Below are 19,934 nucleotides of genomic sequence, written 5' to 3' on the forward strand. Positions count from 1 at the left end.
TGTCGCAGCCCCGACCCGCGGTCACGAGCGGGGGCTCCTGTCGTTTCCGTGCCCCTGGATTGGGTCATAGTGTCTGTCCGTCCTCTACCTGCGGCGTTGCCATGGTAGTCATTGGGGCGGCACTTGGGGACGTTCCTTTTCTGCCGGCAGTTGGGGACACTCCTTGCGCCAGCGTTGCATCGAATGCTCGGGAAAATACGAGCCGGTATTTGGCCGAATAGCGGGTCGCGGTTTCCGGATGGGGTGGGTTGCGGAAAGTGCGACCCGGAATATTGCTCTGAAACGGGATGCCGTTTCCCCGACAAGGCTCAACCGGAAAGCGCATCCCATTCTGAGGCGGCAAAACGGGATGCGCTTTCCGCGCGACAGAATCTATGCAGCCGTGTTGAGCGACAGCCCCGCTACTCGCCCAGAATCAGCGACGCGAGCTCTTCCTGGGTGTCCACCACGTAGTCGGCGCCGGCAGCTTCCAGCTCTGCGCGGCCGCGGAAGCCCCAGCTGACGCCCGCACTCTTAAGGCCAGCGTTGTGGCCGGTCAAAACATCGACATTGGAATCGCCCACATAGAGTGTGGTTGCCGGGTCGGCGCCTAGCTCTTTCATCACATGCAGCGTAACAGGCGCCTCGGGCTTGGGAGGAAACGCATCGACGCGACCCTGCACCAGTGCAAAGCGCTCGGAACCAAAGTATTTTTCGATAAGCGGAGCGGCCGAGACATGGTCCTTGTTGGTGAGTACGGCAAGCTGCACGCCCGCGGCGCGCAGGCGGTCGAGCATCTCGATCGTGCCGGCGTACGGTGCAGTGTGGTCTTCCTTGTGCTCGCCGTAATAAGCCCTAAACTCGGCAAGCGTCTGCTCAAACATACGGCCGTCGCCCGCATACTCGGCGGGCATAAAGCGCTCGACCAGCTTGAGCATGCCGTTTCCCACCTTGTAGCGGTACTCGTCTACGGCAAACGTGGGCCAGCCGTGCATCTCGCAGGTATGGTTGCCGGCGGCCGCCAGGTCCTCGAGCGTGTTGAGAATGGTGCCGTCCAGGTCAAAGATCACATGGGAAAAAGCTGCTGCCATGGGTGCTCCTGCCGCTTGAGTTGTAAAACGCACCCCATGATACTGGGCATGCGTGCCGGGCGTGTTTGGAATCTGAATATCTTTAATAGCCCTGAGCCTTTGTCGTTAGCAAATCCTCGGCAGCTGCTCTCCCACGAGCATGTCGAGGATGCGGGTCGAGCCCCAGCCGGTGCGCACGCGTACGGCGGGGCGGGTGTCCTCGGCAAGCGGCAGCACGCGACCGATAATCGCGGCGTTTTCGCCGTAGCGCGCGGCGCGCATGGCTGCCAGTGCGGCATCGGCCTGCTCGGCCGGCACCACGGCAACCATCTTGCCCTCGTTTGCTACCTGCAACACATCGTAGCCGAGCATCTCACATGCCGCCTGCACGTCGGGGCGCACGGGCACGGCGTCCTCGTCGATCTCCATGGCAACGCCGCTGGCCTGGGCAAACTCGTTGAGCGTGGATGCTAGGCCGCCGCGCGTGGGGTCGCGGAAGCAGCGGGTGTCGGGGGCGGCGGCGAGCACGTCGGCAATCAGGTGATTGAGCGGCGCAGCGTCGCTTTCGATGGTGCTCGAAAACGCAAGGCCCTCGCGCTGGCTCATGATGGCGATGCCGTGGTCGCCTAACGTACCCGACACCAGGATGGCGTCGCCGGGCCGGCAGTTTGCACCGCTGAGCGTCGCGCCTGCGGGCACCTCGCCCACGCCGGCGGTATTGATGTAGATGCCGTCGGCACCGCCACGCTCGACCACCTTGGTGTCGCCGGTGATAATCTTCACACCTGCCTCATGTGCCGTTTCGGCCATGGTCTGCACAATCTGGCGCAGCTTGTCCATGGGATAGCCCTCTTCGAGGATAAAGCCGCATGAGAGGTAGCGCACGTTAGCGCCCGAAGTCGCGACGTCGTTGACGGTTCCGCATACGGCGAGGCGGCCGATATTGCCGCCGGGGAAGAACTGCGGCGTTACCACAAAGCTGTCGGTCGACATGGCGATTCGCCCGCTTGCGGGCAGCGCGGCGACACCGGCATCGTTGCCCGCAAGCAGCTCGGGCGACCCAAAGGCATCCAGAAAGACCTCATCAATAATGCGCTTCATCATCTGGCCGCCGGAGCCGTGGCCCAGCAGGACAGTGCTATCGGTGGCAGTACGGGACATATCGAAAACTCCAATCGTGGGGGGTCGGCAATAGCTGAGTGTGGCAGAATCGATGTTAAGTAAAAGTCAGCGAGCGCCATTCAGGCGAAGTGAGTTGCCTTGAAAGAGGAGGCTGCTGGGCTTTTGCCCGCAGCCGACGATTGAAAGGCAAATCGCTCGCCTGAATGGCGCGCAGCGTCGACCGGTCCGCCGTTCGTTAGAACGGAGGAACCTAACAGCCTCGGTAGCGGAAATATGCTGCACAGCTGCCCTCGGAACTCACCATGCAGGGGCCGATGGGATGCTCGGGTGTACAAGCGCGGCCGAACAGAGGGCAGTCGCTCGGCGTAATGGCCCCGCGCAGCACTTCGCCGCAGCGGCACCCACGCGGCTCGACCGTCGTCTCAACGGGCACGTCAAAGCGAGTGCGGGCATCAAAGCGCGAGAACTCGGGGCGGATGGAAAGGCCCGAGTTGGCAATCGACCCCAGCCCGCGCCACGTGGTGTCGCATGGCTCAAACACCTGCTCGACCAGCTGGCGCGCCACGGGGTTGCCGTCTGCGTTGACGCCACGGCGGTAGGCGTTGTCGATTGCGGGCTGCCCCTCAACAACCATCTGGACCAGCATGCAGATGCCCTGCAGAATATCGACCGGCTCAAATCCGGTGACTACGCCTGGGGTCTCGAACTCATCGACCAAAAAGTCAAAGGGGGCTAAGCCCGTGATGGTGGCGACGTGTCCCGGAAGGATAAAGCCGTCGATAGTGGTCTCGGGATCGTTGGCGATGGCGCGCAGCGCCGGCGGCGTGGTCTTGTGGGCGCAATAGACCGAGAAGTTCTGGAGTCCGTGTGCATCGGCCTCCAAAATGGCGGCGGCGATGGTGGGCGTCGTGGTCTCAAAGCCGACGCCCATAAAGATGACCGGGCGATCGGGGTTGTGTTCGGCGATATCGAGTGCATCGAGCGGGGAGTACACAATGCGAATATCGCGCCCCGCCGACTTTTGCGCGGCGAGCGAGGTAGACGACCCGGGCACGCGCATCATGTCGCCAAAGGTGGCGATGATGGCGCCGTCCATCTTGGCGAGCGCGATTGCATGGTCGATATCGCGGTTGGCGGTAACACAGACGGGGCAACCCGGACCGCTCAGCAGTTTGAGCCCGGCAGGCATAATGGAGCGAAAGCCATAGCGACCGATGCTCACGGTATGCGTACCGCAGACTTCCATAAGGTTGATGCTGCGGTTGCCGACGAGTTCACGGATGCGCTCGATGAGCTCGCGAGCCAGCTTGGGATCGCGGAATGCCGAGAAGTCGATACCGGAGCGAGCCGGCTGTCCGGCCGCCACTAGTATGCCTCGGCCGGATTGGTGGCGAGCTGGTCTTCTTCGACCAGTTCGGTCATGGCGTTGACCAGCTCGAGCGTCTCTTGCGCTTCCTGCTTATCGACAATCTGGATGCCAAAGCCGGCGTGCACGAGAATATAGTCGCCTACCTGTGCCGTCGGCACGAGGCGCAGCGAAACGGGGCGCTCGATGCCCATCATGTCGACGGTCGCCTTAAGGTCGTCGTCGCGTTTGACCACTTTACCGGGAACGGCAAGGCACATAATGTTCCCCTTTTATACGTTTTGCGCTGGATAGGCGCCTAATTACCCATCAGTTGATGGTAGCGCTCGCGGGAGTCACGAGCAAACGCGTTACACCTGTGAGACGGCGGCGCGCAGGCTGGCAAAACGCCTATCGCGATGCTGTCTGCGCGAGGCGAGCGCGAGCGATGGCGGCCTGACCGTAGGCGATGCAGCCGTCGTTGACGGGCACAGTATGGGGGACCAAGACGGCAAGACCGGCGTCTTTGAGTTCGTGGGTAAGGAGCTGAAGCAAAAGCCGGTTCATGAACACACCGCCCGAGAGCGCGACGGTATCGAGGTTTTCGCGATTGCAGATCTCGCACGCGATGTGGGTCGTAGCGTGCGTAATGGCGATGTGAAACTCGAGGGCGAGCCTGTCGGCCGGCGTGCCTGCCTCAATTCCATTCAGAAGAGATTCGATGAGCGGTTGGGGGTCCAAGATGGGGGAGTCGTCGGCAGACGTGAATACGCCTGCATGATTGCCGTCGAGACGAACGGTCTTACCGCCGAGCGCGCGCCAGGCGGCGGCTTCGAGTTCGATGGCGGGCTCGCCCTCGTAGGTTGCCTTGTCGCAGATGCCCAGAATTGCCGCCGCGGCATCAAAGAGACGCCCCATGCTGCTGGTACGCGGGCTGTTGATGCCGCGCTCGATCATGGTGGCTGTCACGCTGCGCGTTTGCTCGTCGAGGGCGCCCAATAGCCCCGCGGCACCCGGGTGCTCGAGCAGGCCGAGCTCGCTCAGCAGGGCAAAGGCATTGCGGCGGGCGTCGCGCACGGAGGCCGCCCCGCCGGGGAGCGCCCAGGTGCGCAGGTGCGCGGCGCGTTCAAAATCGGCAAGGCCGGCAACAAGAAACTCGCCGCCCCAAATGGTCCCATCGGTGCCGGCGCCGGTGCCGTCAAAGGCGATGCCAAGGACACGCGCGTCGGTTGTAAGCTGGCCCGCGGCGATGGCCTCGGCCATCACGCTCGCGATATGCGCATGATGATGTTGGACTTCGATAAGCGGCAGATTGTGCTTCCGTGCCAGTTCACGCGCCCACTGGCTCGACAGATAGCTGGGATGCATGTCACATGCCAAGGCGGCAGGCGCCAGGTCAAAGAGGTTTTCCAAGCGCGTGCGCGCGGCGTTCCAGGCATCGAAGGTCTCGCCGTTTTCGACATCGCCGATATGCTGCGACACAAAACAGGCCACATGGCCGTCGGCGTCCTCGCGCGTGAGCGCGATCGTAGCTTTTTGCTGCGGCCCGCAGGCGAGCACGCAGGGTGCAGTGCCGTCGAGCGCCGGCAGCGCTAACGGCTGCGGCGCATATCCGCGCGCGCGACGCACAGGCATAACGGCGCCGTCGACCACGCGCACCACGGAGTCGTCGTAGCGCGAGAGAATCGCGCGGTCGTTGCCGAGCAGCGCGTCGGCAATGCCGGCGGCAACGAGGCGCTCCCAGGCAAGATCGTCATCGGTCTCGATGGGCTCTTCGCTCAGGTTTCCGCTGGTCATGACGAGCGCGTGCATACCGCGGGCTTCTGCCGCGGCAAGCAACAGATGCTGAAGCGGGGTGTAGGGGAGCATAATACCGAGCTCTGGAAGGTCGTGCGCGACGGACGGCGCGAGCGCGAGGGCGTCGGGGGAGCCGCCGCTCTCGCAAGCAGCACGTCGGCGCAGCAGCACAATGGGGCGAATGCTGCCGGCCAGCAAGCCGCGTGCAACGTCGTTGACATGGCACAGGCGTTCAGCGTCGGCAAGGTCGCGTACCATAACGGCAAGCGGTTTGTTGCTGCGGCGTTTGCGGCGGCGAAGCTCGGCTACCGCCTGCTCGTTGGAAGCGTCGCATGCCAAGTGAAATCCGCCCAGACCCTTGATGGCGACGATACCGCCACCGGCCAGCAGCTCAACACAGCGGTCGATAATGGCGTCGCTGGTCTCGCGCGTGGTGCCGACGGCCGGCAACGCGGCGGCTTCGCCCGGCTCATCGCCCACGCTCGCTTCGCGCCACATGATATGCGGCCCGCAATCAAAGCAGGCATCGGGCTGCGCGTGAAAACGCCGGTCGAGTGGGTCGGCATACTCCGCGGCACACTCAGGACACATAGGAAAACAATTCATCGACGTGGCCGCTCGGTCATAAGGCAGCGACCGGATGATGGTAAAGCGCGGTCCGCAGTTGGTACAGTTGATAAAAGGGTAGTGATAGCGCCGATCGGCGGGGTCGAACAACTCGCGCAGACAATCATCGCAGGTGGCGATATCGGGCGAGACGAGCGTCGTGTGCGCGGTCTGGTCCTGCGATGCTACGATGCGAAAACCCTGTTCATTGGCGGTATCCCAACCGTGGGCTGCCAGGTCCACAACCTCGACATACTCTACGCGGGCTGCCGCAGGCGCATGCTCAGAAAGCGCGGCAACAAAAGCATCGAGCGCATCGGCCGGAGCGTGCGCCTCGATATGCACGCCGTCGCCCGCGTTGAGCACCCATCCGCAAATGCCATGCGCCATGGCCTCGCGATACACAAACGGCCGCATGCCAACGCCCTGCACAATGCCCGTTACATGAATATGCACATGTCGCATGCGACACCCCTCATCAAAACCGACCAAATAGGGACAGGTGCGCTACAGTCCCAGGCTCTGCTTGGTGGCGGCGCACGTGAGCTCGCCGTGCTTAACGCCGCGCAGGCCCAGCAGACGGTCGGCCAGCTCGTAGACGCGCTCGCCGCGACCCTTGAGCGCCAGAATCTCTAAGCAGTTGTGGTGATCCAGATGCACGTGCATGGTCGATACGATTTCGTCGGTGTAGTCGTGCTGCACTTCGTCCAGACGGCGCGTCAGGTCGCCGGTATGGTGGTCGTAGATCATGGTGAGCGACCCGATAACATGCTCATCGGGCGTGCGCATCTGCTCCTTGGCGATCGAGGCGCGAATCAGGTCGCGCACGGCCTCGGAGCGGTTGGCCACGTCGCCGCGGCGCGCGATCTGTTCGTCAAAACGGCGCAGCAGGTCGTCCGGTGCGGTAACCGAAAAGCGGACCAGCTCGGAGCCGGAGCCACTACAGTGGCAGCCTGCGTCACCGTCCGCCCCGTGCGGATGCTCGTGCTCGTACCCGCAGCCGTGCTCGTGTTCGGCCACGTTACACCAGCTTCACGGAGCCGACGGAGTTGTGGTCGGCCTCGATGGCCTCTTCGTAGCCCTCGAGTGCGTCGTGGGCCTCGTGCAGCGCGGCCATGGCTGCCTCGAGCTTGGCGCCGATGCGCTCCATGTCAAAATTCTCGGTCGCATGCAGCAACTGATGGCTCCACTCGTGAGCGAGCTCGATGGTGTCGTCGACCTGCTTGACGCTCATGGCAAGCTGGCTCATGTTCATTCCAACATCATGCATGGGAAATCTCCTTGTGTGGACGGTAATCCAGTGATTCAGATTTTACTACGCCCGCTCTGCGCGCCGCTGCATAAGAAAACGGGTGCGAGTCTGTGCGACTCGCACCCGTTCACTGGGGGCTGTTTGTAACTACCATACTATCCATGGTCGCACGCGCCGCACCCGGCAGTCCGGCGAGCGGTGCAAAACCGCTCATGGACGGCGGGCAAGTAACAAGCGTATTACAGATGCTTCTCCAGCAGCGCCTGCAGCCTCGCCTTGGGCAGAGCGCCAACCGAGCGGTCAATCTCCTCGCCGTTCTTAAACACAATCAGCGTGGGGATGCTCATGACGCCATACTTCATGGCCAGGTCCTGGTTGTCGTCGACGTTGCATTTGGCAACGGCAAGCTTGCCCGCCAGCTCATCGGCTACCTCGTCCACGATGGGCGAGAGCGATCGGCAGGGCCCGCACCAGGGCGCCCAAAAATCGACCAGCACGGGCAGGCTGTCGTTAACGATGGAATCGAAGTTCTCGGGGGTAATCTGCTTAATGTCAGCCATGGTGACCTCCATAATACGACGAGGCTCGGCCGCGTAAAACTCAGTACGACCGTGCTTATACCCAGCCGCCCGCAAAGCAACCACTCGCGGGCAGCTCTTTTATATAATGGTGGGCACGCAAACGATTGGAGAGCGCATGTCCACGTCACAAAGCCAGAAAAAAGAAGCCATCGCCCAGGCGGCCGAGCAGGAGCTCACATCGCTTGCGGTCCGTGGCGTGCGCATCGTGGGTAACGCGTGCTCGCCGATCGTGCTGGTCAAAGGCGATTTGGACGAGGCCGAGCGTTCGGGCGGCGAGCTGGCTGCCGGTCCGGACGGTGCTGCGCTGCGCAAGGCGCTTGGGGCCATCGGCTACGCGCCCGAGGATTTTTGCGTGCTGGCAAGCGTCGCCGGCACAGGTGACGGAGCGGTCGCGGTGGGCGAGACTCTGCCGTGCGAGCTGTTCCGCGAGGCGCTTGAGGCTCTGGATCCCGAGGCGGTGCTGCTGCTCGATAACAGCGCGGCCGATGTCATGCGCGAAACCTACGCCGATATGCTCGTGGCGATTGATGACTTCGACACCGCCATGCTCAAGCCCGGCCTGGTCGCCCATGTGCAGGGCCGCCGCGTGCTCGCGCTCGATGGCTTTGAGGCGGCGCTGACCGACAAAGCGGCCAAGCAGCGCATGTGGGCCTACATCAAGCAGCTGACCCCGGCGGTCGCTCCACTGTAGCGGATCGGCACCGGCGAGCGATTGCCTGGCGGGCGAGGCGCGCCGCGAGATCGGCGCCGTACTTCTACATCACAGCGCGCAGCTCAAACCGATCGCCGTTAATGCGGAACTGGCAGTTGCCGTTCATGCGCTCCACGGCAAGTTTGATGCTCTTGGTTCCAAAGCCGTGGCCCGCATGCCGGGTCACGGGCATGCCGTCGACCATGCGCGGCGCGCGGTCAAACGTGTTGGAAACTAACAGCAACAGCTGGCCGTCCTCAAGTCGCAGGTCAAGGTCGACGAATCGCTTTCCTTGGGGTGCGGCGCTTGCGGCGGTGATAGCGTTTTCCAAGGCATTTGAGAGCACGCTAAACAGGTCGGCGTCACCTACGTGGACGGTTTCGGGTACGGCGGCGCGCAGGTTGGCGGTAATGCCGTTTCTATTGATATCTGAGTTGAATGACGAAAGCGCGATGTTTACGGTCTCGTTGGCGCAGAAGCGGCGTACGGCGGTGCGGTCGCCGGCTTCGCAGAGTTCGTCGATGCGTTTGAGCGCCTCGTCGGTGTGGCCCTCCTCAATTAAAGCCGCCAGGCCGCGTAGGAAGTGGCGCATATCGTGGCGAAGAATCGACAGCTCGCGCCCAGATTGACGCCAAGCCTCGAGCTCTTTGATGGCGGCGCTGTCGCGGGTTTCGAGCATCCAACGCTCTCGCTCGGCGGTTTCCTTTTCTTCGTATTCGCGCAGGTAAACGGCAAGAAACATAAGATAGAAGGCACAGAGCGCAAATGCCAAAAGCTCAACCGTCACCACCGAGCCCGAGTGGAACAGCGTGGTGTAGACGTTGGTGGCATAGTCAAAGACGTAATAGACGAGCGGCAGGATTAATAGGATGCCCAGCTCGGTGGGGCTTTTAATCGCCAGGCGGGGTCCAATGTCGCCGGCCCAATGCAGCAGGACGGCAAAGACGCCGAGCGTGGTCGCGATGCGCGCCAGATAGTACGCGATCTGCGAATCGGTTGCGGCAAAGGCGGCGATGCCCATCCAGTTGCTGAACTGACAGCTCAGATAGGCGCTGGTGACGCCCAATGCCGCGAGCAGCGGGCTCAGACGGTAGCGCGCACACAGGTAGACGGTAAGCGGCAGGTGCACGACGAGCGGATAGACCTGACGGGCAAAAAGCTCTCCGCCAACGACATTGGCGATCGAAAAGGCAGCGCCGGTTGCGGCTCCGACCCCCACCAACTCGAGTGCATGGCGTCGATTGATTTCGATACCGCATAGCGCCGCCGAGGCAAAGACGCCAAAGAGTAGCGTTGTGGCGTGGTGGATTGCCCAAAGGACCATTTCGACCGAGGAGATCATCAGCGTCTCCCGCCCTCGAAGCGCACCGCAAAGTAGGCGTCTTGGAACCCCTGCTTGCTGCTGCGCGACAGCGGAATGCACGCGCCGGAGCGCATGACGATGTCCGTGCGATCGAAGTGGTCGATGTTGCGCAAGTTGACCTGGTAGCTACGGTGGCATTTAAAGAAGGTAGCATTTTGCACCAAACGGTTCTCGACGCTGCGGAACGACTCGAGTGCCTCGATATCGCGTCCGTCGCGCAGGTGGAAGACCACATGCTTGTTGCGCGCCTCGGCATATTCGATGTCGGACAGGCGCAGGGCGTGGTAGCCAAAGGACGTTTTGATCACGAGCTCGTCGGTTGCCGCCGGGCGCATGCTCGAAAGTTCGTCGAGTAACTGCGCCAGGCGTTCGTAAGTCACGGGCTTGAGCAGATAGTCGAAGGCGCGGACCTCGTAGGACTCCAGTGCAAACTCGGGCGACGAGGTAAGGAACACCAGGCGCACGGCGGTGTCGGCCTGGCGCAATTCGCGTGCGGTGTCCATGCCGTTGACGAGCGGCATGATCATGTCGAGCAGGATGATGTCGGCGCGCGACGCGGCATGGCGCGCCAGCAGGTCCTCGCCGCGCGTGACGAGCGCAACATCGACCGCCGTGCCCGTCTCGATCGACCAACGGTCGATCATCCGGTGCAGTCTATCTAGAAAAGCGACGTCATCGTCGCAGGCAATAATCTTGAGCATTCTGAGCCCCCTTAGTAGTTCGATTTTGCCACATTGGGTGCGGACCGCTCGCGGAGGCGTGTCCCATTTGCGCCCCACGGCGTGCAACTCGCGCCGAGCGGAATTGCGGTGGCGAAAGATGCCTCCTGCGCTATCGAGAGCTCGGCTATCCTCAGCTTGCCAGTTCGAAAATGGACCTGCCGCATGATTGAATCTTTATTTCAACTTTACACCTAGGTTTACAGCTGTCTTGTCAGCTGTAAACCTAGGTGTCATACTAAGGCCCCAAGATTCGCCAAAAGAGAGGGGCCTTGATGGCACAGAGCGCGAACATGGATGCGTCGGAGCTTGCACGCGATATCGCGGCCGGCCTGGCATCGGCAACGACGGCAACGGAGCGCGCGGCATTGGTGCCCGCAGAGCTCGTCGAGGCCATTCAGCAACTTAAAACCCAGCGCGACGCGGTGATCCTGGCGCACTATTACGTGGCGCCCGAGGTCCAGGCTGTGGCCGATTACGTCGGCGACAGCTTCTACCTGGCAAAGCTTGCCAAGAGCCTGCCGCAGCAGACCATCGTGCTGTGCGGCGTGGAGTTTATGGGCGAGAGCGCCAAGCTGCTCAATCCCACCAAGACCGTGCTGCTGCCCGAGCCGGGCGCGGACTGTCCCATGGCGCACATGGTCAAGCGCGAGACGGTCGATGCGGCGCGCGCCGAGTACGGCGACGACCTGGCCGTGGTCTGCTACGTCAACTCCACGGTCGAGATCAAGAGCTGGAGTGACGTGTGCGTCACCAGCTCAAACGCCGTCAAGATCGTGTCCGAGCTGCCGCAGCAGCATATCCTGTTCATTCCCGACCAAAACCTCGGCCGCTTCGTAGCCGAGCAGGTGCCGCAAAAGCGCGTCATTCTCAACAACGGCTACTGCCCGCGCCATCACATCATCACCGTCGAGCAGATCGTCGACGCGACGGAGGCCCACCCCGATGCGCTCGTGCTGGCGCATCCTGAGTGCAAGGCCGACGTCTTGGCCGAGGCCGACTACATCGGCTCCACCGCCGGCATCATCAAGTACGCCGAGGAGTCCGACGCGAGCGAGTTCATTATCGTGACGGTCCGTGGCGTGCTCTACGAGCTCGAGCGCCGCTGCCAGGGCACCGGCAAGAAGTTCTACTTCCCCGCGGTGCAGCCCACCTGCGTCAACATGGATCTCATCACGCTCGAAAAGCTCGTGCGCTGCCTGGAGACGGGCGAGGGCGAGGTGCAGATTGGCGTGTCGGACGAGGCCGCCGATCAGGCCAAGCTCACGCTCGACCGCATGCTCGAGTACGCAGCGCGCTAGAACAATGCGGCATGAGGGACGGTCCCTTATGTCACATTCAAGGGAGAGGATTCCTGTGGAAACCAAACAATACCCCGATATGGAGTGCGACGTCGTCATTGCCGGTTGCGGCGTGGCAGGCCTGTATGCGGCTCTCAATCTGCCGACGAGCACGTGCGTGATCATGCTCTCCAAGGGCGCGGTCGACGAGTGCGACTCGATGCTCGCGCAGGGCGGCATCTGCGTACTGCCCGAGGGTTCTGACTACGATGCCTTCTTTGAGGACACCATGCGCGCCGGCCATTACGAGAACCGCCGCGAGAGCGTCGACATCATGATCCGCTCGAGCCGCTCGGTCATCAACGACCTGCTGGCCATGGGCGTGGACTTTGAGCGCAAGGCCGACGGCAGCCTCGACTTTACCCGCGAGGGCGCGCACAGCCGCCCGCGCATCGCCTTCCATGCCGACATTACGGGCAAGGAGATTACGACCAAGCTGCTTCAGGCCGTTCGCAAACTGGATAACGTGCAGATTTTGGAGCACGTGGCCATGACCGACATCCTGACGGGCGAGCGTGACGGCGCCACGGTGTGTGCCGGTGTCGTCGCCGTTCCCGTGGACGAGGACAACTCGGTTCGTCCCGCCGACGAGCTGGTAAATGCCGCCGAGGGCGCGCATGCCGGCGAGCCGTTTAAGATCCATGCCCGTCACACGCTGTGGGCAACGGGCGGCATCGGCGGCGTATACGACCACTCGACCAACTATCCGCAGCTTACGGGCGATGCCTGCTACATCGCTCAGGAGCATGGCATTAAGATGGAGCACCTGGACTACGTGCAGATTCACCCCACGGGCCTGTTCTCGCCGCAGCCAGGCCGCACGTTCCTGATCAGCGAGAGCTGCCGCGGCGAGGGCGCGATTCTGCTCAATGCCGCCGGTGAGCGCTTTACCGACGAGCTTCAGCCGCGCGATGTGGTCGCCGCCGCTATTCGCGAGCAGATGAAGCAGGACGGTACTGAGCACGAGTGGCTGAGCTTTGCCCCCGTCGAGCGCGATGTAGTGACCGGGCACTTTGCCAACATTCGCGCACGCTGCTTGGAGGACGGCCGCGACATCTTGGACGAGCCCATCCCCGTTACGCCTACGCAGCACTACTTTATGGGCGGCGTGTGGGTCGACAAGGACGGCCGCACCTCGATGCCCGAGCTCTACGCAGCCGGTGAGACGGCCTGCAACGGCGTTCACGGCAAGAATCGCCTTGCATCAAACAGCCTGCTCGAGGCGCTGGTCTGGGGTCGTCGCGCCGCGTGGTACATGCGCACCGGCGAGTCGCTCGCCGTGGAGCGGGCGGGCGAGCCCGCGCTCGACGGGCGTCATCGCGCCCTGAGCGCCGACTCCCTGGCAATCGATGATTTGGCCCGTGCCGCCGGCACGCAGGCCGTGGAGGAGTAGACCATGAATCCCATTACCATGAAGCTCGTCGTCGATGATCTGATTCTGCAGGCTCTACGAGAGGACATTACGTTTGAGGACGTGAGCACGGCGAGCGTGTGCCCCACGGCGCGCCCCGCCACGGTGGAGCTCATCGCCAAGGCCGATGGCATCATCGCGGGCTTGGATGTGTTCGCCCGCACCTTTGAGCTGCTGGATTCGCAGAGCTCGGTGCTGTTTGATGTTGCCGACGGTGACGAGGTGCACGCCGGCGACCACGTGGGCCAGGTGCGCGGCGATGCGCGCGTGCTGCTTTCGGGCGAGCGCGTGGCGCTCAACTACCTGCAGCGCATGAGCGGTATCGCTACCTATACGCACAGAATGGCAGCGGCGCTCGAGGGTACCAAGACCGTGCTTGTCGACACACGCAAGACCACGCCGGGCATGCGCGTTTTCGAGAAGGCGGCGGTCGAGATCGGCGGCGGCAGCAACCATCGCTACAACCTGTCGACAGCCGTCATGCTCAAGGACAACCACATCGATGCCGCCGGTGGCGTGACGCGCGCGATCGAGATGGCGCGCGCCCACGCGTCGTTTACCACGACGGTCGAGATTGAGTGCGAGAACCTGGACATGGTACGCGAAGCCGTGGAGGCCGGTGCCGACATTATCATGTTCGACAACATGACCCATGACGACATGGCCGCCGCCATCGAGCTTATCGCCGGTCGCGCCAAGACCGAGTGCTCGGGCAACGTGGACGCTAACAATATCCGCGCGCTTGCCGACCTGGGCGTCGACTACATTAGCTCGGGCGCCCTGACGCACTCCGCGCCGATCCTCGACCTCTCGCTTAAGCACCTGCGTCTGCTGGACGGTAAATAATGAACGCCCGCGAGCGTCGCCGTGCCATCATGGGCGTGCTCGAAGGAGCCAAGGAGTCCGTTTCGGGCAGCGCACTTGCCCGCGAGGTTGGCGTGAGCCGTCAGGTCGTGGTTCAGGATATTGCCCTGTTGCGTGCCGATGGGCACGATATCGTGGCGACCAACCGCGGCTACGTGCTGCAGGAGGCCCCCAGCAGCCCCGCCGTGCCCACGCGTCTTGTTAAGGTGCGCCACAGCGTGGAGCAGGCAGGCGATGAGCTCACGAGTATCGTCGACGCCGGCGGCGCCGTGCTCAACGTGATCGTCAATCACCGCGTGTACGGTAAGATCACGGCCGACCTGGACATTCGCAATCGTCGCGATGTTGAGCGCTACCTGCACGATATCGAGAGCGGCAAGAGCTTTCCACTACTAACGGTGACGAGCGGCTATCACTTCCATCGCATTGCGGCAGATGACGAGCAAACTCTCGACGAGATCGAGGCCATGCTCAAAGAGAAAGGCTACTTGGCGGATCTAATGCCCTACGAGGATGATCTCTCTTAGCCGACGCTGCAAACGCCCCTAAGCGGCAATTTGGCCTCAAATTAGCTGCCTATACAAACAAAAGGAGGCCTCCGCGGCGATGCGGAAGCCTCCTTTTTTGTGCACGGTGTACTTTTGAGTGTGCAAGTGGGGGAGTTGTTACTCCTCGACGATCTCGGTGATCGCGCCAGCGGGGCAAGCGTCCTGGCAAGCGCCACAGGCGACGCAGGAGTCCTCGTCGGCGACGGTAGCGACGTCCTGGAGCTCCAGAACGCCAGCGGGGCAGGAGTCGACGCAAACGCCACAAGCGATGCACTCGTCGGCATCAATTACGGGATGAGCCATGGTAGTTTCCTCTCTGTTGACCGACGCTACAGGCGATGCGCGCCGGTTTGATTCGGGCAAAAACATACCACGGGAGCGACCGTTTGCAATACCCTCTGGCCGGCATCTTCATACCGTTCGCCGAGTATGCCAAGGTTTACTAAAAAACGCGCAGGTGGGGCCGTTGAGCTGCGCAAATGTTAGCTATAGGTGACTTGTAATATTGACCTATTGAGCGCGCCTGCGGAAAGGGCATCCCGTTATTTGGCCGAAAAACGGGATACAGTTTCCGGTTGGACCGCCCAGCGGAAACTGTGTCCCAGAATTCGCGCTCAGACCGGGATACCCTTTCCGCAAGGCAGCCCCAGACACCTTCGGACCCAAACCTCAGTCAACTCTACATAGATCTCAATAGATCTGCCGAGAACTCAAACAGTGCATCTACCTGCACATTTGAGAACCTAAACTCTCAGAGATAAGAAATCTTATATGAATTGACTTAGATTTTGTATATTCCAGCCCATAAGGGGATACACTACATCCTGAAAGACAAGCCGAGGCGCCGCGCGACAGACCGTCGAGGCGGCGCGAACGCAAAAGAGAGAGGGAATTTCTAATGAGTAAGATTCTTGGTATCGACCTTGGTACTACTAACTCCGCAATGGCCGTTCTCGAGGGCGGTTCTCCGACCATTATCGTGAACGCCGAGGGCGACCGCACCACCCCGTCCGTCGTGGGCTTCCGCGCCGACGGCGACCGCGTTGTGGGTAAGGCCGCTAAGAACCAGGCCGTCACCAACCCCAAGAACACCGTGTTCTCCATCAAGCGCTTCATGGGCCGCAAGTACTCCGAGTGCACCTCCGAGATCAAGACCGTGCCGTATGAGGTCAAGGAGGGCCAGGGTGGCCGTGCCGTCGTCGATATCGAGGGCAAGGACTACACCGCCGAGCAGGTGAGCGCCATGACGCTCGCCAAGATGAAGGCTGACGCCGAGAAGTATCTGGGCGAGACCGTCACCGACGCCGTCATCACCGTCCCGGCCTACTTCAACGACGCCCAGCGTCAGGCCACCAAGGACGCCGGTAAGATCGCCGGCCTCAACGTCAAGCGTATCGTCAACGAGCCGACTGCTGCTGCTCTTGCCTATGGCCTGGACAAGCAGGGCACCGACCAGCGCATCCTGGTCTTCGACCTGGGCGGCGGTACCTTCGACGTCTCCATCCTCGACCTCGCCGACGGCGTGTTTGAGGTTCTGTCCACCTCGGGCGACAACCACCTGGGCGGCGACGACTGGGATCAGCGCGTCATCGATTGGATGGCCGATAAGTTCCAGCAGGAGAACGGTGTCGACCTGCGTCAGGACCCCATGGCCCTGCAGCGTCTGAAGGAGGCCGCCGAGAACGCCAAGAAGGAGCTCTCCGCAGCCCAGCAGTCCACCATCAACCTGCCGTTCATCACCATGAACCAGTCTGGCCCGCTGCACCTCAACTACACGCTGACCCGCGCCGAGTTCGAGAAGATCACCCGCGACCTGCTCGAGCGCTGCAAGCAGCCTGTCACCAACGCCCTGCGCGACGCTAAGCTCAAGCTCTCCGATCTGACCGAGGTCATCCTCGTCGGCGGCTCCACCCGTATGCCCGCCGTCCAGGAGCTCGTCAAGACCATGACCGGCAAGCAGCCCAACATGTCCGTGAACCCCGACGAGGTCGTTGCCGACGGCGCTGCCGTCCAGGGCGGCGTGCTTACCGGCGACGTCGAGGGCATCCTGCTGCTCGACGTTACCCCGCTGTCGCTGGGCGTCGAGACCATGGGCGGCATCATGACCAAGATGATCGACCGCAACACCACGATCCCGACCTCCAAGACCGAGGTCTACTCCACCGCTGCCGACAACCAGACCAGCGTCGAGATCAACGTGCTCCAGGGCGAGCGCGAGCTTGCCCGCGACAACAAGTCGCTCGGTAAGTTCCAGCTGACCGGCATCCCGGCTGCCCGCCGCGGCGTGCCGCAGATCGAGGTTACCTTCGACATCGACGCCAACGGCATCGTCAAGGTCTCCGCTAAGGACAAGGGCACCGGCAAGGAGCAGCAGATCACCATTTCCGGTTCCACCGCTCTGTCCGACGACGAAGTCGATCGTATGGTCAAGGACGCCGAGGCTCATGCCGAGGAGGACAAGAAGCAGAAGGAAGAGGTCGAGGTCCGCAACCAGACCGACAGCCTGTGCTACTCCACCGAGCAGACCCTCAACGAGCTGGGCGACAAGGTTTCCGCCGATGTGAAGTCCAAGGCCGAGACCGCTATCGCCGACGCCAAGAAGGCGCTCGAGGGCTCTGACGTCGAGGCCATCAAGGCCGCTGGCGAGTCCCTGCAGTCCGTGGCCTACGAGCTGGCCCAGGTTGTCTACGCCGACGCTCAGCAGCAGACCGACGGTGCCGCCGGCGCCCAGCCTGCCGACGATGACGTGGTCGACGCCGACTACGAGGTTGTGGACGACGAGGACAAGTAATCATGTCCGCCCGTAAAGCTCGCACGGAGGCGGCTGCCGCTGGCGCCGCCCCCGTTGACTCTGAGGAGAAGGACGTGAAGATTCCCGTAGAGGCCGTCGACGATACCGAGGCCAACGAGGCCCCGGCCGCCGAGGCTGCCGAGAACCAGGTAGAGGATTCCAACAAGGAGGCGACGATGACCGAGGACGAGATGGTGGAAGCCGCTATCCGCGCCGGTGAGGAAGCCGCCGACAACGACTTTAAGCTCAAGTTCGAGCAGGCCCAAAAGGAGCTTGCCGACGTGCGTAACGAGCTCGATGCTGCGGCAGAGGCCCAGAAGGCCGCCGAGGACAAGGCAAAGGACGCCACCGAGCGTACCGCCCGTCTGCAGGCCGACTGGGAGAACTTCCGTCGCCGCACTGCCAACGAGCGTATCGCCGAGCGCGAGCGCGCGACCGAGAAGCTTGTCACCGCGCTGTTGCCGGTGGTTGACGATATCGAGCGTGCAATCGACCATGCCCGTAGCCAGGAGCTTTCCGACGACTTTAAGCAGTTCGTCGATGGCGTTGACGCGGTACATGCCAAGCTGCTCGATGTGTTTGCGCACGAGGGCGTTGAGCCCATCGACCCCAAGGGCGAGGCGTTCGATCCGCTCGAGCACCAGGCTGTGGGTCGCGTCGAGGACGCATCGCAGTACGACGAGACCGTCAACGACGTGTACCAGAAGGGCTACCGCATGGCGGACCGCATCCTGCGCTCCGCGATGGTGACGGTGACCTACGGTGGCGAGAAGCGCCCCGCACCGGAGCCCGAAGCGGCGCCCGAGGATGCTACGGCCGATACGGCCGAGAGCACCGAGGAGTAATTGAGAAGGGCCCCGGGGCAACACCCGGGGCCCTTTCTGGCCAAGTGCCATATGAAAGCATGAGCCGCCGTCTGCTGGGCGGCGGATGAAACAGGAGAGGAGCTACGATGGCTGCAGGCAAAACCTTCTATGACATCCTGGGCGTATCCAAGAGCGCCTCCGACAAAGAGATCAAGAGCGCGTTTCGCAAGCTCGCGCAAAAATATCACCCCGATGCCGGCGGCGACGAGGCCAAGTTTAAGGAGATCAGCGAGGCCTACGAGACGCTTTCGGACGAGAAGAAGCGCAAAGAGTACGACCAGATGCTCATGTTCGGCGGCATGCCGGGCGCGGGCGGCGCGTATGGCGGCGGCTACGGTGCCGGCGCGGGCGCCAGCGGCTGGGGCGATATCTTCGACAGCATCTTCAGCGGCAATGGCGCCTGGGGTAGCGATTGGGGCTCGGGCTTTGCCGGGGCTGCGGGCGCTGCCGGTGCCGGCGCGGGTCGCAGCCGCGCTCGCAAGGGCGGCGACCTATCGCTGACCGTCGATGTGACGGCCGAGGACGCGTTTCGCGGCGTGACGCACAAGGTCACCTATCGCATTCCCTCGACAGGCGAGCAGCAGACCATCACGGTCTCGGTGCCCGCGGGCGCGGTCGATGGCGGCAAGCTACGCTACAAGCGTCGCGGCGAGTATGGCGTTGCGGGTGGCGAGCGCGGCGACCTGGTCGTGACCACGCATGTGGAGGAGCACCCGCTGTTCAAGCGCAAAGGCGCCGACGTGACCATGGAGGTACCGGTCTCGGTCTACGAGGCGGCGCTCGGCTGCACGGTGGATGTGCCCACGCCCGGCGGCGCGACGGTTCGTCTGAAGGTGCCCGCTGGCACCCAGACGGGCAAGAAGTTCCGCTTTAAGGAGATGGGTGCGCCCGACGTTAAGCACCGTGGCCGCACAGGCGCGCTGCTCGTCGAGATCAAGGTGCAGGTCCCCACGAACCTATCCGATGACGAGCGCGATGCCATGACCAAGCTGCGCGAGGCCGACACGCGCGACTATCGCGAGAAGGTCAACCGTTACAAGGCGACGTACTAGGGCGGTCGCGGCGCGCGCCCGCGCCCGCGGGCTTATGATGGACGATAACGAGACGGAAAGGGGTCAGGTAGCATGGCCGAGGACAATAGGAACAAACCGCTGTACATGATCAGCGTGGCGGCCGAGCTGACCGGCATGCATCCGCAGACTCTGCGCGTCTACGAGTCTAAGGGCCTGGTGAACCCCCAGCGCTCGGGCGGTAACACACGCCTGTATTCGCGTGCCGATATCGAGCGTCTGGAGCTCATCAACCAGCTGACTGACGAGGGTATCAACCTTGCCGGCGTGGTGCGCATTCTCGATATGAAGGAGCGTGCCGAGGAGCGCGAGCGCGAGAACGAGAAGCTCCGCGCTCGCGTGCGCCAGCTCGAGGATGAGCTGCACGAGTACAAGATGCAGAAGAAGATCACCGCCCTGGCCCCGCGCGATGGCTCGGTCAACCCCGAGCAAGTCATGCGCAAGCTGCTAGGTACGGGTAGCGACCTATAGCTCCGCCGACGCTGCCGGGCACTCATCGGGGACAGACTTAAATGAGTG

20 protein-coding genes are annotated in these 19,934 nt (G+C 62.7%); 9 read left to right on the forward strand and 11 right to left on the reverse strand.

Annotation, left to right across the window (positions count from 1 at the left end; all coding sequences use genetic code 11):
• Positions 1-401: 401 nt before the first annotated feature.
• From PMW67_RS07660 to trxA, 8 genes are all read right to left on the reverse strand, one after another.
• Positions 402-1,070, reverse strand: coding sequence for an HAD family hydrolase (locus PMW67_RS07660; RefSeq protein ID WP_271739365.1), 669 nt, complete (start codon positions 1,068-1,070; stop codon positions 402-404).
• 105 nt (positions 1,071-1,175) lie between these two features.
• Positions 1,176-2,210 carry a hydrogenase expression/formation protein HypE gene (gene hypE / locus PMW67_RS07665; RefSeq protein ID WP_271739366.1) on the reverse strand — a complete coding sequence of 345 codons (1,035 nt, stop codon included), beginning with the start codon at positions 2,208-2,210 and terminating at the stop codon, positions 1,176-1,178.
• A 211-nt stretch (positions 2,211-2,421) separates the two neighbouring features.
• A complete protein-coding gene (gene hypD, locus PMW67_RS07670; protein ID WP_271739367.1) occupies positions 2,422-3,537 on the reverse strand; it encodes a hydrogenase formation protein HypD in 1,116 nt (371 codons plus the stop codon).
• Positions 3,537-3,797, reverse strand: coding sequence for a HypC/HybG/HupF family hydrogenase formation chaperone (locus tag PMW67_RS07675; RefSeq protein WP_271739368.1), 261 nt, complete (start codon positions 3,795-3,797; stop codon positions 3,537-3,539). Before PMW67_RS07675 ends, hypD begins: the two co-directional genes overlap by 1 nt.
• A gap of 130 nt (positions 3,798-3,927) precedes the next feature.
• Positions 3,928-6,384, reverse strand: coding sequence for a carbamoyltransferase HypF (gene hypF / locus PMW67_RS07680; protein ID WP_271739370.1), 2,457 nt, complete (start codon positions 6,382-6,384; stop codon positions 3,928-3,930).
• A 42-nt stretch (positions 6,385-6,426) separates the two neighbouring features.
• Positions 6,427-6,939 (reverse strand): nickel-responsive transcriptional regulator NikR, encoded by a 513-nt coding sequence (nikR, locus tag PMW67_RS07685; protein WP_118205863.1) that lies wholly within the window; start codon positions 6,937-6,939, stop codon positions 6,427-6,429.
• Position 6,940: 1 nt separating this feature from the next.
• Positions 6,941-7,189, reverse strand: coding sequence for a hypothetical protein (locus PMW67_RS07690; protein ID WP_006235225.1), 249 nt, complete (start codon positions 7,187-7,189; stop codon positions 6,941-6,943).
• 221 nt (positions 7,190-7,410) lie between these two features.
• Positions 7,411-7,731, reverse strand: coding sequence for a thioredoxin (gene trxA / locus PMW67_RS07695; RefSeq protein ID WP_055250861.1), 321 nt, complete (start codon positions 7,729-7,731; stop codon positions 7,411-7,413).
• 136 nt (positions 7,732-7,867) lie between these two features.
• Here trxA and PMW67_RS07700 point away from each other — a divergent pair, with 136 nt between their 5' ends.
• On the forward strand, positions 7,868-8,443 hold the full coding sequence (locus PMW67_RS07700) for a hypothetical protein (RefSeq protein ID WP_055250826.1): 576 nt from the start codon (positions 7,868-7,870) through the stop codon (positions 8,441-8,443).
• A 64-nt stretch (positions 8,444-8,507) separates the two neighbouring features.
• On the opposite strand, the gene PMW67_RS07705 is transcribed toward PMW67_RS07700, so the two are convergent.
• Together PMW67_RS07705 and PMW67_RS07710 are read right to left on the reverse strand one after the other, a co-directional pair.
• Positions 8,508-9,785, reverse strand: a complete 1,278-nt coding sequence (locus PMW67_RS07705) for a sensor histidine kinase (protein ID WP_117736748.1) — start codon at positions 9,783-9,785, stop codon at positions 8,508-8,510.
• Complete coding sequence (locus PMW67_RS07710) at positions 9,785-10,507, reverse strand: LytR/AlgR family response regulator transcription factor (protein WP_271739374.1); 723 nt, start codon at positions 10,505-10,507, stop codon at positions 9,785-9,787. Before PMW67_RS07710 ends, PMW67_RS07705 begins: the two co-directional genes overlap by 1 nt.
• A 293-nt stretch (positions 10,508-10,800) precedes the next feature.
• Here PMW67_RS07710 and nadA point away from each other — a divergent pair, with 293 nt between their 5' ends.
• Genes nadA through PMW67_RS07730 form a run of 4 tightly spaced genes read left to right on the forward strand, consistent with a single transcriptional unit; the run spans position 10,801 to position 14,667 of the window.
• Complete coding sequence (gene nadA / locus PMW67_RS07715) at positions 10,801-11,826, forward strand: quinolinate synthase NadA (protein ID WP_271739376.1); 1,026 nt, start codon at positions 10,801-10,803, stop codon at positions 11,824-11,826.
• Between the two features lie 28 nt (positions 11,827-11,854).
• Complete coding sequence (locus PMW67_RS07720; protein ID WP_416378095.1) at positions 11,855-13,258, forward strand: L-aspartate oxidase; 1,404 nt, start codon at positions 11,855-11,857, stop codon at positions 13,256-13,258.
• A 3-nt stretch (positions 13,259-13,261) separates the two neighbouring features.
• Positions 13,262-14,122 (forward strand): carboxylating nicotinate-nucleotide diphosphorylase, encoded by an 861-nt coding sequence (nadC, locus tag PMW67_RS07725; RefSeq protein WP_270226355.1) that lies wholly within the window; start codon positions 13,262-13,264, stop codon positions 14,120-14,122.
• Positions 14,122-14,667, forward strand: a complete 546-nt coding sequence (locus PMW67_RS07730; protein ID WP_271739379.1) for a transcription repressor NadR — start codon at positions 14,122-14,124, stop codon at positions 14,665-14,667. Before nadC ends, PMW67_RS07730 begins: the two co-directional genes overlap by 1 nt.
• A gap of 138 nt (positions 14,668-14,805) precedes the next feature.
• Here PMW67_RS07730 and PMW67_RS07735 read toward each other — a convergent pair whose 3' ends face one another.
• On the reverse strand, positions 14,806-15,057 hold the full coding sequence (locus PMW67_RS07735) for an indolepyruvate ferredoxin oxidoreductase subunit alpha (protein WP_158564522.1): 252 nt from the start codon (positions 15,055-15,057) through the stop codon (positions 14,806-14,808).
• 529 nt (positions 15,058-15,586) lie between these two features.
• Between PMW67_RS07735 and dnaK the strand changes: the two genes are divergently transcribed.
• The 4 genes from dnaK to PMW67_RS07755 all read left to right on the forward strand — a co-directional run bounded on the left by dnaK (position 15,587) and on the right by PMW67_RS07755 (position 19,886).
• The gene (gene dnaK / locus PMW67_RS07740; protein ID WP_271739381.1) at positions 15,587-17,479 is read left to right on the forward strand and encodes a molecular chaperone DnaK; all 1,893 of its coding nucleotides are present in this window, start codon (positions 15,587-15,589) and stop codon (positions 17,477-17,479) included.
• A 2-nt stretch (positions 17,480-17,481) separates the two neighbouring features.
• Complete coding sequence (locus PMW67_RS07745; RefSeq protein ID WP_271739383.1) at positions 17,482-18,324, forward strand: nucleotide exchange factor GrpE; 843 nt, start codon at positions 17,482-17,484, stop codon at positions 18,322-18,324.
• A 107-nt stretch (positions 18,325-18,431) separates the two neighbouring features.
• Positions 18,432-19,397 (forward strand): DnaJ C-terminal domain-containing protein, encoded by a 966-nt coding sequence (locus PMW67_RS07750; RefSeq protein ID WP_055285310.1) that lies wholly within the window; start codon positions 18,432-18,434, stop codon positions 19,395-19,397.
• 72 nt (positions 19,398-19,469) lie between these two features.
• Positions 19,470-19,886: a heat shock protein transcriptional repressor HspR gene (locus PMW67_RS07755; RefSeq protein WP_089573643.1), complete on the forward strand. Its 417-nt coding sequence runs from the start codon at positions 19,470-19,472 to the stop codon at positions 19,884-19,886.
• The last annotated feature ends 48 nt before the right edge of the window (positions 19,887-19,934 follow it).

Origin of the sequence: Collinsella aerofaciens, assembly GCF_028209395.1 — a bacterium.
In the GTDB taxonomy this organism is placed as follows: Bacteria; Actinomycetota; Coriobacteriia; order Coriobacteriales; family Coriobacteriaceae; genus Collinsella; species Collinsella aerofaciens_AZ.

Bases quoted from the DNA above. Each gene is read 5' to 3' on its own strand.
- PMW67_RS07660 (WP_271739365.1), bottom strand. From the start codon at position 1,070: ATGGCAGCAGCTTTTTCCCATGTGATCTTTGACCTGGACGGCACCATT.
- hypE (WP_271739366.1), bottom strand. From the start codon at position 2,210: ATGTCCCGTACTGCCACCGATAGCACTGTCCTGCTGGGCCACGGCTCC.
- PMW67_RS07675 (WP_271739368.1), bottom strand. From the start codon at position 3,797: ATGTGCCTTGCCGTTCCCGGTAAAGTGGTCAAACGCGACGACGACCTT.
- hypF (WP_271739370.1), bottom strand. From the start codon at position 6,384: ATGCGACATGTGCATATTCATGTAACGGGCATTGTGCAGGGCGTTGGC.
- PMW67_RS07690 (WP_006235225.1), bottom strand. From the start codon at position 7,189: ATGCATGATGTTGGAATGAACATGAGCCAGCTTGCCATGAGCGTCAAG.
- trxA (WP_055250861.1), bottom strand. From the start codon at position 7,731: ATGGCTGACATTAAGCAGATTACCCCCGAGAACTTCGATTCCATCGTT.
- PMW67_RS07700 (WP_055250826.1), top strand. From the start codon at position 7,868: ATGTCCACGTCACAAAGCCAGAAAAAAGAAGCCATCGCCCAGGCGGCC.
- PMW67_RS07705 (WP_117736748.1), bottom strand. From the start codon at position 9,785: ATGATCTCCTCGGTCGAAATGGTCCTTTGGGCAATCCACCACGCCACA.
- PMW67_RS07710 (WP_271739374.1), bottom strand. From the start codon at position 10,507: ATGCTCAAGATTATTGCCTGCGACGATGACGTCGCTTTTCTAGATAGA.
- nadA (WP_271739376.1), top strand. From the start codon at position 10,801: ATGGCACAGAGCGCGAACATGGATGCGTCGGAGCTTGCACGCGATATC.
- PMW67_RS07720 (WP_416378095.1), top strand. From the start codon at position 11,855: ATGTCACATTCAAGGGAGAGGATTCCTGTGGAAACCAAACAATACCCC.
- nadC (WP_270226355.1), top strand. From the start codon at position 13,262: ATGAATCCCATTACCATGAAGCTCGTCGTCGATGATCTGATTCTGCAG.
- PMW67_RS07730 (WP_271739379.1), top strand. From the start codon at position 14,122: ATGAACGCCCGCGAGCGTCGCCGTGCCATCATGGGCGTGCTCGAAGGA.
- PMW67_RS07735 (WP_158564522.1), bottom strand. From the start codon at position 15,057: ATGTTTTTGCCCGAATCAAACCGGCGCGCATCGCCTGTAGCGTCGGTC.
- dnaK (WP_271739381.1), top strand. From the start codon at position 15,587: ATGAGTAAGATTCTTGGTATCGACCTTGGTACTACTAACTCCGCAATG.
- PMW67_RS07745 (WP_271739383.1), top strand. From the start codon at position 17,482: ATGTCCGCCCGTAAAGCTCGCACGGAGGCGGCTGCCGCTGGCGCCGCC.
- PMW67_RS07750 (WP_055285310.1), top strand. From the start codon at position 18,432: ATGGCTGCAGGCAAAACCTTCTATGACATCCTGGGCGTATCCAAGAGC.
- PMW67_RS07755 (WP_089573643.1), top strand. From the start codon at position 19,470: ATGGCCGAGGACAATAGGAACAAACCGCTGTACATGATCAGCGTGGCG.